This is a genomic window from Pseudoalteromonas sp. MSK9-3, from assembly GCF_003590335.1.
Classification (GTDB): Bacteria; Pseudomonadota; Gammaproteobacteria; order Enterobacterales; family Alteromonadaceae; genus Pseudoalteromonas.
In genome coordinates, this window is sequence record NZ_MIET01000029.1 from 54,754 (window position 1) to 65,810 (window position 11,057).

Annotated in this window: 12 protein-coding genes; 10 read left to right on the forward strand and 2 right to left on the reverse strand. The window is 40.3% G+C overall.

Annotation, left to right across the window (positions count from 1 at the left end):
• Position 1 precedes the first annotated feature (1 nt).
• From BGP78_RS13035 to BGP78_RS13065, 7 genes are all read left to right on the forward strand, one after another.
• Complete coding sequence (locus BGP78_RS13035) at positions 2–607, forward strand: type 4a pilus biogenesis protein PilO (protein WP_119861775.1); 606 nt, start codon at positions 2–4, stop codon at positions 605–607.
• The gene (locus tag BGP78_RS13040) at positions 607–1,146 is read left to right on the forward strand and encodes a pilus assembly protein PilP (RefSeq protein ID WP_119861776.1); all 540 of its coding nucleotides are present in this window, start codon (positions 607–609) and stop codon (positions 1,144–1,146) included. The genes BGP78_RS13035 and BGP78_RS13040 overlap by 1 nt, the downstream gene beginning before the upstream one ends.
• A gap of 19 nt (positions 1,147–1,165) precedes the next feature.
• The gene (locus tag BGP78_RS13045) at positions 1,166–3,211 is read left to right on the forward strand and encodes a type IV pilus secretin PilQ (protein ID WP_119861777.1); all 2,046 of its coding nucleotides are present in this window, start codon (positions 1,166–1,168) and stop codon (positions 3,209–3,211) included.
• Between the two features lie 162 nt (positions 3,212–3,373).
• On the forward strand, positions 3,374–3,892 hold the full coding sequence (gene aroK, locus BGP78_RS13050) for a shikimate kinase AroK (protein ID WP_010366439.1): 519 nt from the start codon (positions 3,374–3,376) through the stop codon (positions 3,890–3,892).
• Positions 3,893–3,918: 26 nt separating this feature from the next.
• Positions 3,919–4,989, forward strand: a complete 1,071-nt coding sequence (gene aroB / locus BGP78_RS13055) for a 3-dehydroquinate synthase (RefSeq protein WP_119861778.1) — start codon at positions 3,919–3,921, stop codon at positions 4,987–4,989.
• Positions 4,989–6,404 carry an AAA family ATPase gene (locus tag BGP78_RS13060; RefSeq protein WP_119861779.1) on the forward strand — a complete coding sequence of 472 codons (1,416 nt, stop codon included), beginning with the start codon at positions 4,989–4,991 and terminating at the stop codon, positions 6,402–6,404. The genes aroB and BGP78_RS13060 overlap by 1 nt, the downstream gene beginning before the upstream one ends.
• 51 nt (positions 6,405–6,455) lie before the next feature.
• On the forward strand, positions 6,456–7,289 hold the full coding sequence (locus BGP78_RS13065) for a Dam family site-specific DNA-(adenine-N6)-methyltransferase (protein WP_119861780.1): 834 nt from the start codon (positions 6,456–6,458) through the stop codon (positions 7,287–7,289).
• Positions 7,290–7,307: 18 nt separating this feature from the next.
• Here the strand turns inward: BGP78_RS13065 and BGP78_RS13070 are convergent, their stop codons facing one another.
• Together BGP78_RS13070 and BGP78_RS13075 are read right to left on the reverse strand one after the other, a co-directional pair.
• Entirely contained in the window at positions 7,308–7,487 is a 180-nt protein-coding gene (locus BGP78_RS13070) for a DUF2970 domain-containing protein (protein WP_119861781.1), read from the reverse strand.
• A gap of 12 nt (positions 7,488–7,499) precedes the next feature.
• Positions 7,500–7,805: a hypothetical protein gene (locus BGP78_RS13075; protein ID WP_119861782.1), complete on the reverse strand. Its 306-nt coding sequence runs from the start codon at positions 7,803–7,805 to the stop codon at positions 7,500–7,502.
• A gap of 185 nt (positions 7,806–7,990) precedes the next feature.
• Here BGP78_RS13075 and rpe point away from each other — a divergent pair, with 185 nt between their 5' ends.
• From rpe to trpS, 3 genes are read left to right on the forward strand one after another with little or no spacing between them, the layout of a single operon-like run.
• The gene (gene rpe, locus BGP78_RS13080; protein ID WP_119861783.1) at positions 7,991–8,674 is read left to right on the forward strand and encodes a ribulose-phosphate 3-epimerase; all 684 of its coding nucleotides are present in this window, start codon (positions 7,991–7,993) and stop codon (positions 8,672–8,674) included.
• Positions 8,671–9,339 carry an HAD-IA family hydrolase gene (locus tag BGP78_RS13085; RefSeq protein ID WP_119861784.1) on the forward strand — a complete coding sequence of 223 codons (669 nt, stop codon included), beginning with the start codon at positions 8,671–8,673 and terminating at the stop codon, positions 9,337–9,339. The genes rpe and BGP78_RS13085 overlap by 4 nt, the downstream gene beginning before the upstream one ends.
• Before the next feature lie 22 nt (positions 9,340–9,361).
• Positions 9,362–10,366: a tryptophan--tRNA ligase gene (gene trpS, locus BGP78_RS13090; protein WP_119861785.1), complete on the forward strand. Its 1,005-nt coding sequence runs from the start codon at positions 9,362–9,364 to the stop codon at positions 10,364–10,366.
• Positions 10,367–11,057: the final 691 nt, after the last annotated feature.

Sequence of the window (11,057 nt, forward strand, 5' to 3'; positions counted from 1 at the left end):
AGTGAATTTTGATCTTAAATCATTACAAGATATCGATTGGAATGAAATTGAATTAGATAACATAGGTGAATGGCCGTTTGCGGTTAAGGTACTGTGTTGTGTATTGGTGGTGGTGATCACACTCGCGGTGGGGTATAGCTTATTAGTATCGACGTCGATTAGCCGATATGATGGTGCAGTTAATGCTGAGCAGGAATTAAGAACGAGTTATAGAATCAAATATGCGCGAGCGAATAACTTAGATCTATATCGTCAGCAGATGGTTGATATGGAAGGGCAGTTTTCACAACTATTAAGGCGGTTACCGACGTCAAATGAAACTCCTGGGTTACTCGATGATTTAACTTATGTCGGTACATCGAGCGGCCTCACGTTTTTGAAGATTGGCTGGTTACCTGAGATTAAAAAAGAATTTTACACTGAATTACCCATTAAACTTGAAATTGTTGGGACTTATCATGAGTTCGGTGAGTTTGTGAGTAAAGTGGCTGAGTTACCGCGTATTGTGAGTCTGCATGACTTTCAAATTGAAAATGCGGGCAATAATAATTTAGTGTTTAGTGTGGTGGCTAAAACCTATCGCTATGAGCAAGAGGGGCGTAAGTGATGTATCGGCTTGCTTGGATAGTGATAGGAGTGCTGTTGCTGAGTGCATGTAATGACGACACAGCGGAACAAAAAGAGTTTATTGACCAAATACAGGCGAGCGCGACACCTAAGGTAGAACCAATCCCGAAAATGCGTGAATTTACGCATTTTTCCTATGATGCGGTGAATTTAAGGAGTCCATTTGTGGCTCCTGAACCTGAGGTGATTGAAAGTAAAATGGTACAGGTGCGCAACTGTTTGCATCCGGATCCAAACAGGGCAAGAGATCCCTTAGAAAAATACCCGCTAGATAACTTAGAGATGAAAGGGACTATTGCCACGGCGAATGCGATATGGGCGTTAATTAAAGCATCTGATCAAGGGTTACATAGAATAAAGCAAGGCCAATATATGGGTCTTTATCATGGTGAGGTCGTAAGCGTTAATCCTGATCATATCGAACTATTAGAATTAATACCTGACGGTACAGGTTGTTGGAAAGAGCGACTAACAAAAGTCGAAATACACGAATCAGAAGAAACTGGTACAGGTGAATAACAATAAAGGTAACATTATTATGGCTCGTAAGAGTTTGAATTTTGGTTTCAGAGCAACGATTTATGGGGTTTTGTTAGCACTATCAGGGTTAGTTCAGGCTGTGCCTATGCTTTATGATGTGCGTTATAACCCGGTTCCAAATGAAGAAACTGAATTGCAGTTTGTGTTTGACGAACAACTTGATATCGAGCCGACTGTCACAGTGTTAAATTCACCCGCTCGACTTGCGTTATTTTTTCCGAATGCTGAGTTTGAAGAAAGCTTAAAGTCGTTAGCTGTCAATAAGGCTGGCATACAGGTTATTGAAAGCAGAATGGAAGAAAAGGGTTTTACGTTAACTGTCGTTATGGACAAGCTAAAGCTTTATAAAACCAGAGTGAAGAACAATCTCGTTTATTTGCAGGTGTCGGATAATCCAATAGCTGCAGATATGACAAGTGAAGCGACCTCTTCAGTTGCCACTCATATCAACACCATTCAATCTATAGATTTTCGCCGCGGGGAAAAGGGTGAAGCCAAAGTACTGGCTTTTTTGCAAAGTGCCCAAGCAGCAATAAACGTTCAAGAGCGTGGCGGTAAGATCATTGCTGATTTTCACCATACGGCGATTTTAGATGAGTTACTTTATGAATTAGATGTTTTAGATTTTGGTACGGTTGTAAGTAAAATAGAAACATTTAGAGAAGAAAACAGCAGCCGCTTAGTCATTGAACCTAACAGCGCGTTCAAATACACCTATCAGCAACTGGATAATATTTTTACTCTAACGGTCGAGAAGGACACCGAGCAGCAAGTTTTCGGACAGAAAAAAGAATATCAAGGTCAGCCGATAACGCTTAATTTTCAAGATATTCCTGTACGCTCTGTACTGCAAATAATTGCTGATACTAATAATTTCAACTTGGTCACGAGTGATTCTGTCAGTGGTAATATTACCTTACGACTTGATGGCGTGCCCTGGGATCAGGCGTTAGATGTGGTATTGCGAGTAAAAGGGCTTGATAAAAGAATGGAGGGCTCTATTTTAATGGTTGCCCCTTCTGAAGAGTTGGCAGCCCGAGAAGCGAAAGAGTTACAAGCGCGCAAGCAAGTTGAAGAGCTTGAACCTCTGTATAGCGAGTATATTCAATTAAACTATGCTAAAGCAGAAGAGTTCGCTGATTTATTAAAGACAGATATAAATAGCATTGTCAGTGATCGTGGTAGTGTATCGGTCGACAACCGCACCAACACATTATTAATTAAAGACAGTGCACGTAGCATTGAAAGTATTCGCCGCATGGTTGAGACATTAGATGTACCGGTTAAGCAAGTGCGCATTGAATCTCGCATGGTGACGGTTAAAGACAACGTACAGGAAGATATTGGTATACGTTGGGGATTTAGTGATCAGCAGGGTTCTGATGCGATATCAGGATCATTGGAAGGGGCTGATTCTCTATCTAATGGAACCATACCTGATTTTACTAATCGCTTAAATGTTAATTTACCCGTTTCGGGACTATCCGCTGGACGTATTGGTGTACACATAGCAAAGTTAGCAGATGGGACGTTAATAGATCTTGAGTTATCAGCATTAGAGCAAGAGAATAAAGGCGAAATCATTGCTACGCCAAGCATTACTACGGCGAATCAAAAGAAAGCACGGATTGAGCAGGGTACTGAAATCCCATACGTTGAAGCTGCGTCGAGTGGGGCAACGTCAGTCAGCTTTAAAAAAGCGGTGTTAAGTTTAGAAGTAACGCCACAAATCACACCGGATAACAAAATTATACTAGACTTGATCATTACGCAGGATACTCGAGGTGATAATGTTCAAACACCAAGTGGTCCTGCAGTTGCGATTAATACACAGCAGATCCAAACACAGGTTTTAGTGGAGAATGGTCAAACTGTGGTACTTGGCGGGATATATCAACAAGAAATAACCAGTGCCGTGAGTAAAATTCCATTGTTAGGGGACATCCCTTACGTGGGAATGTTGTTTAGAAATACTCGTGAAATAAACGAGAAGAAAGAATTATTGATATTTGTGACCCCAAAAATAATGCTAGATGGTCAGTAATTGTCTAGTAATCCGCTGATTTCAGGTCTAGTAGATGCTTTTTATACTATTTGACTTGAAATCGTTCACGAATTACTGAGATAATCCCCTCCTTAATTTTGGGGCCAGGTCGTTAGGCGGGGTTTTATTTCAAATTTTAGAGTTCGTTAGTACTAAAAAGATATGGCTGAGAAACGTAATATATTTCTAGTGGGCCCGATGGGGGCTGGTAAGAGCACGATTGGTCGACACCTTGCTGATCAATTACACCTTGAATTTGTAGACTCGGATCAAGAAATTGAACGCCGTACTGGCGCAGACATTGCGTGGGTGTTTGATCTTGAAGGTGAAGATGGGTTTAGAGTGCGCGAAGAAGGCGTAATTTCTGACCTAACCGAGATGCAAGGCATTGTTTTGGCGACGGGCGGTGGTTCAGTAGTCAGCAAAGAAGTGCGCAATAAGTTATCTGCGCGCGGCATTGTTGTTTACTTAGAAACTCCTATCGAGAAACAAGTTGCTCGTACACAGCGTGACAAGCGTCGTCCACTTTTACAAACCGAGGAAGCGCCAAGAGATGTTCTTGAGCGTTTGGCAGAAGAGCGTGAGCCACTTTATAAAGAAGTGGCTGATCATATTGTTCGCACAGACGAGCAAAGCGCAAAAGTAGTTGCTAATCAAATTATAGATAAACTAGATTTCTAGTTAAATGACCAATCTGAGAGGGATAAATGCTTGAACTAAAAGTTGAATTGAACGAGCGTAGTTATCCCATTTATATTGGTCAAAATCTGTTATCAGATAGTCGACAGTTACAGCATTATGTTGGAGCATGTCGACCTGTTATTGTCACTAACCAAACGGTTGCACCATTGTACTTAGATGGGCTATTGGAAAGTTTGGCTGAGTGTGCGCCTTTACATATTGTTTTACCTGATGGTGAGCAATATAAAACCTTAGAGTATTTTGAGCAGGTTTCAGCCTTTTTGTTGGAAAACAATTGCGGCAGGGACACATGCTTAATTGCTTTAGGTGGGGGAGTCATTGGTGACTTAACAGGCTTTGTCGCTGCGTGTTATCAGCGCGGCGTACCCTTTATTCAAATTCCAACCACGTTACTTTCTCAAGTAGATTCATCCGTTGGTGGGAAAACCGCAGTTAATCATCCATTAGGTAAAAATATGATAGGGGCTTTTTATCAACCAAAAGCCGTTTTTATTGATACCGATACTTTAAGCACCTTACCTGCACGAGAGTTTGCAGCAGGCATGGCTGAAGTCATTAAATATGGTTTGATTTATGACATCGACTTTCTCAGTTACCTTGAGGAACAGCATACTCAGCTTAAAGCGCATGAAGTACATTCACTGACTAAAGTGATTTACCGGTGTTGCCAAATTAAAGCTGAAATTGTTGCACAGGATGAGAAAGAAGCTGGCCTGCGTGCATTACTTAATTTAGGGCATACATTTGGCCATGCCATAGAGGCACAAATGGGTTATGGTAAATGGCTACATGGTGAGGCGGTATCAGCAGGGATGATGCTTGCTGCAAAGCTTGCTTATCAACGCAATGCATTGAGTGGCGAAGAAGTGGATAGAATTGCAACGCTCCTTGCACTATATGATTTACCGATCTCTATTCCTGATAGTATGACCAGCGCTGAATTTTTATTACATATGCGTAAAGACAAGAAAAATAAGCAAGGTCGTATTCGATTTATTGTGCCCACAAAGCTGGGAGAATGTGCGTTAGTAGATGATGTGTCAGATGACGCGGTGAGCACACTTATAGGGCGCTAATGCAATCTCAAATATTGCCCAGCAGAGCTGCTTTAGTAAATCGAATTGAATTACAATTTGAGTACGGGCAAAACCTCATTTGTTTGATTGGAGCCTCTGGATTAGGGAAAAGCTATTTAGCTGAGTCGTTTATCACCGATAAGTATCCAGAGTTTAATAAAGCCTTTGTTAAGTTATCTGCACACACTAAAGACAGTGAGCTCACAGTCCAACTGTTACAGCATAGTTTTCGTTCTCCCCTTATCGATCAAACTCTGTCATTAAGTGATAATTTCATCAGTTTGCATAGTGAATCTAGTTCAGGACCATGCTTATGGGTGTTAGATGGCGCTAGGCACTTATCTGATGAAATGGTTGCAGAGTTACAAAAGCTTGCAAAACAGACGATAGAAAAAGTTTATATTCTAATTACCGCCCAATCACCTATGATGGTACCACAAGCATTAGATTTACATTTAGAGCCTTTATCGCTCTTAGAGTCTAAAGCGTTGATGAAAATGTTCTTTTCGCAATTACCTGTTGAAGAAGACCCTATTTTTCAAGCTTTTCTGAATGAATCTCATGGTAATCCCGCGGTATTATTAGATTGGCGTTCTGAAGAGCAGCAACTAGCACAACCCAAACCAAGTAAATATGCGAAAGCACAGTGGCATCTCACTCTGCTGACTGTTTTGTTGGCATTGCTGATGGTTGCGTTTGTTTATAAAAAAGAGATCAGTGAATTAGTACCTGATAAGAGTGGGCCACCAGTGGTTGATACTGTTCTCTCTAGTGAGCTAGTTTTTACAGGAAAGGCTGCCAATGATGTGGTTGCTGTACCAAGTGTGCAAGAAGTCGCATCGACTGGAGAGCTAGACGCGATTAATGATGAAGAACAACCTTTAATCGTTGTTAATGATATACCAGAGGCGGTACAAAGTATTGGTTCTGGACAGCGTCGTGTGGCTGCGGTGTTATCTGCGTTGACGGAACCACTTGATGAAGTAAGTGAGGAAGAGGGTAATTTAGCAGAAGGTACCTTAGAAGTTAATAAATCGATTGAGCCGCTAGTGCTGAAAGACGTTGAAACGAAAAGAGACATTATTAGTTCTGAAAATATCGTTTCTGCGGAACATTCTCACCTAAGTTTATTGGCACAAGCCGATACTAACTGGGCTATTCAACTCTTAGCTGTCAAAGACAAGGTAATTGCTGATGCCTTTATTACAAAAAACACACCGCGAATATCGCATCTAGAAATATATGGTACTCGTCGTTCAGAAGCTCTTTGGTGGATTGTTGTGCAAAGTGGTTTTACGACATTAGAGAGTGCAAAGCAAGCGAAAGCACAATTACCAAGTGATATACTGGCCGGACAACCTTTTTTCAAAAAGCAGACTAAAATCAAGCAGGAAATTACTGAGTTTGCTCGGTAATTATCAGCTTTTAGTGTAAAATCGCGCAACTTCAAAATAATTAGAGTTTGTATGCAACAAAAGACCCGGGCCTTTTTAAAGTGGGCAGGTGGAAAATATAGTTTGGTTGAGGGCATAGCACAGCGTTTATCGTTGGCGAGCCGTGACGCCGACACTTTAGTGGAACCTTTTGTTGGTGCTGGTTCGGTGTTTCTTAATACCGATTTTAAACACTACATTCTGAACGACATTAATGCTGATTTAATTAATTTGTATAATGAATTAAAACAACAACCAGATGAATTTGTGAGTGATGCACGAAAGCTGTTTGTTGATTTAAATAACCATGCAGATGCTTACTATGAATATAGGAAGCAATTTAACAGCAGTGTTGATATTTATGAGCGTGCTATTTTATTCTTGTATATGAATCGACATGGATACAATGGCTTATGCCGATATAATTTAAAGGGTATTTTTAACGTACCTTTTGGAAAGTACAAGAAGCCATATTTTCCTGAAAAAGAGCTATATACCTTTGCCGAAAAAGCGCAAACGGCGACGTTTACGTGCCATGGTTATGCGCAGGTTTTCAAAAACATTCCGAATAATGCCGTTGTGTATTGTGATCCTCCCTATGTTCCACTGAGTAAAACATCCTCTTTTACTTCGTATGCAAAAGGTGGATTTGATTTAAACGATCAAGCGACCTTGGCAAACTTAGCTGAAATGACGGCATTTGAGCGATCAACGCCAGTTTTGATATCAAATCATGACACCGTTTGGACGCGTAAGATTTACAGTCAAGCTAAGTTAGATGCGATCCAGGTAAAGAGGACAATTAGCCCTAAAGGGACTGGTAGAACAAAGGTTAACGAATTGATGGCGCTATACTGCAATACGTAAAGTGTTTTTTAGCGTTGATTAATGCAAAACATACTGCACAATCAGTGCAATGCTTATAACAAAACCGATTACCAATATAATACCTACGACTATAAACGGTAAAAAGGAACTTGTGTTAAAGTCGTGCTGGTACTTACCATGACTTTGAACACCAAAAATGGCAGCAAGAACGCTTTGTATGATACTTAGCAGCTGCAAAATTGTGCCCTCTTAAAGTGGAGAAGTGAATCCATCTCTGCTAGAACTAGACTCTTTAGAGCCCAGTAAAAGTTCTAAAAGATCTAAGTAATGAAACTGGGCGCTACTGCTCTCTCCAGATAACCATGCATACCAACTTGTATGGGCATCTCGCTTGCAAGCTTGTATTTCAGTAGGTGATATTTGATGAGAGGCATTGCAGGCGCAATTTTTATAGAGAGAGCTTATGATTTGAGAATTATCGTAGGAGATAGCCCCTACAGATACAATCGCAATTGCTGAAAGCCCAAGCATCCGTGTTTTTAGCCGACTCAACATAATAACTACTCCTAACCCATCCTATTCTTAAATAATACACAATAGATGCTCATAAAACAAACATAATTAGGCACCCTCTAAGCTTTAATTGTAACGCCATAATTAAGCGCTTATTTTTGTTGGGTTCACAGCATTAATTACGGTAAAGTTAACTCAAAAGTTAGTAACTTTAGGATGTACTTATTTTGTCTCAAGAAACTGAATACCTAATAGCGCCTTCTATTCTATCAGCTGATTTCGCAAGGCTTGGCGAAGATGTGGAACGTGTTCTTAGTGCTGGCGCAGATGTGGTCCACTTTGATGTCATGGATAACCACTATGTGCCAAATTTAACGATAGGCCCAATGGTTTGTAAAGCGTTAAGAGAGTTTGGGATCACAGCGCCCATTGATGTACATTTGATGGTTAAGCCAGTTGATAGTTTGATCCCTGATTTTGCTAAAGCAGGCGCGAGCATTATTACTTTTCATCCAGAGGCGAGTGAACACATAGATAGGACGCTCAGTTTGATCAAAGAGCACGGCTGTAAAGCTGGGCTTGTTTTTAACCCTGCAACACCATTACATTATTTAGATCACGTAATGCATAAGCTAGATGTGATTTTACTCATGTCAGTTAATCCAGGTTTTGGGGGGCAAAGCTTTATACCTGAAACGATTGATAAACTAAAGCAAGTTAAAGCACTCATCACAGCGTCTGGTTGTGACATTCGTTTAGAAGTGGATGGCGGTATCAAAGTAGAAAACATTGCTGAAGTAGCAGCTGCAGGCGCTGATATGTTTGTTGCGGGTTCTGCCATATTTAATGAGCCGGATTATAAAGTGGTTATAGATCAAATGCGTGATGAATTAGCAAAGGTAGGATCATGAGTTATAAAGGTGTGTTGTTTGATTTAGATGGAACTTTAGTCGATAGCGTAGAGGATATGTATATGGCGTTAAATCTCACGCTAACCGAAGTGGCGTACCCTATCGTCAGTTACGCACAGGTTAAAACATGGGTGGGTAATGGCATAAGCACGTTAGTTAAGCGAGGTTTGACAGGTGACATGCAGGTTAATCCCGACTTGAATCAATCGCTTGTTGATATTTCAATTGTCCGGTTTAAACAGCACTATCATGATATTGTAGGGAATTACGCCGGGTTATATGCACACGTGGAAACAGGTCTATCGGCGTTGGCGCATCTTCCAAAAGCATTAGTCACCAATAAAGACAGAGTTTTTACAGAGTTATTGTTGAATAAACTAAAGCTGGATCATCACTTTGATGTATTGGTTTGTGGTGATGATACTGATAAAAAGCCAAATCCTAAACCGCTGATCATGGCGTGTAAATCCCTAGGTCTTTCTGTCGATGACGTGATCATGGTAGGGGATTCAAAAAGTGATATATTGGCAGCGAAAAATGCCAAGGTAGACGTAATCGCAGTGAAGTACGGTTACAATCAAGGGTGTAATTTAGAAGATCTTAATCCAGAGTACCTCTGTGAGGGATTCTTAGATATAATCCCTATTTTAAACAAGCGAAACTAATATTTATATATAAAGGAACATCATGAGTAAACCAGTAGTGTTGAGTGGCATGCAGCCAACGGGTGGTATGACGATAGGCAATTATGTTGGCGCAATTAACCAGTGGCTTAACTTACAAGAAAATCATGAAAGTTACTTTATGCTTGCTGATCTTCATGCCATTACAGTGCGTCAAAAACCGGAAGAGCTCCGAGAGCGGGTATTGAATGGTATTGCACTTTATGTTGCTTGTGGCATTGACCCGGAAAAGGCGGCTTTATTTGTGCAGTCTCAGGTACCTGAACATGCCCAGTTGGGTTGGGTACTAAACTGTTATGCGCAAATGGGTGAGCTTAATCGTATGACACAGTTCAAAGATAAGTCAGCAAAACATGCGAATAACATTAATGTTGGCTTGTTCTCGTACCCAGCACTTCAGGCGGCAGATATATTACTGTATCAAGCAGCACAAGTGCCTGTGGGAGAAGATCAGAAACAGCATTTAGAATTAACCAGAGATATTGCAACGCGTTTTAATAACCTATACGGGGAAGTATTCAAACTACCTGAACCATATATACCAGAGTTGGGTGCTCGGGTGATGAGTTTGCAAGATCCTTTGAAGAAAATGTCTAAATCAGATGATAACCCCAATGCATTTATTATGATGTTAGACGAACCGAAAAAAATTGAGAAGAAGCTTAAAAAAGCGGTAACAGATTCAGATGAACAGGCGCGGATCTATTTTGATCGAGCTGAAAAACCAGGTGTATCTAATTTACTAACATTACTTTCAGTTGCAACTAAGCGATCTGTTGCAGATCTAGTGCCTGAATATGAAGATAAAATGTATGGCCACTTAAAGAAAGATACAGCTGATGCAGTTGTAGCAATGATTGAGCCTATTCAATCTCGTTTTAAAGAGATCCGTGAAGATCAAAACCGCCTTGACGAGATCATGCGAAGTGGTGCTGAGAAAGCGCAAACGCAAGCGCAAACGACATTAAAGGCAGTATATGATGCGGTTGGTTTTATTCCTCGACCATAATATCTCCTATAAAGTATAAATTTGAGCCGGAACGCAATGACGCGATCCGGCTTTTTTGTTTAAGTTACTCATAGTAGAAAAGACATGATGTGGTTAAATATAATTTATGAGTGTGTTTTTCATACAAAACTCAAGGGTTTTGGGTCTTTTTGAGTGTTATTTGTTCGTTCGATTGTTTTTTTTAATTTTTCATCAAAAAAGGCTTGATCAAAAAAAGGATCGCCCTATAATGCGACCCCACTGACACGGAGCAACACGCTGAAAAGCAAACTGAAACGAGTCAGCGTCAAGTAAAACTTAGTTTAGCTTTTCACTTAAGAAAATGTTTAAAATTAAGTGTTGACAAAAAAATAGGAAAGCGTAACATTCGCAGCCCTAGCGAGATAAAGCAAAGCGCTTAATCATCGCAACGTTCTTTAAAAATATGAAGCAATCATCTGTGTGGGCACTCGTACAGATTGAGTTCTAACAGCGAACCTTCTTTCTTAGATTGAAGTTAGCAAAAAAATTAGAGTCTCAATTGATTTTCTCTTAGGAGAAACTGAGTGACCAACGGAAACAAGTTTACTTGTTTCAGCACAGTCAATTCGATTTCGAAAGAAATCAAAATCAGAATTCAATGAGCACGAAACACTTTCTAGTAAAGGGTTTCAACAAAACTTTTAATTGAAGAGTTTGATCATGGCTCAGA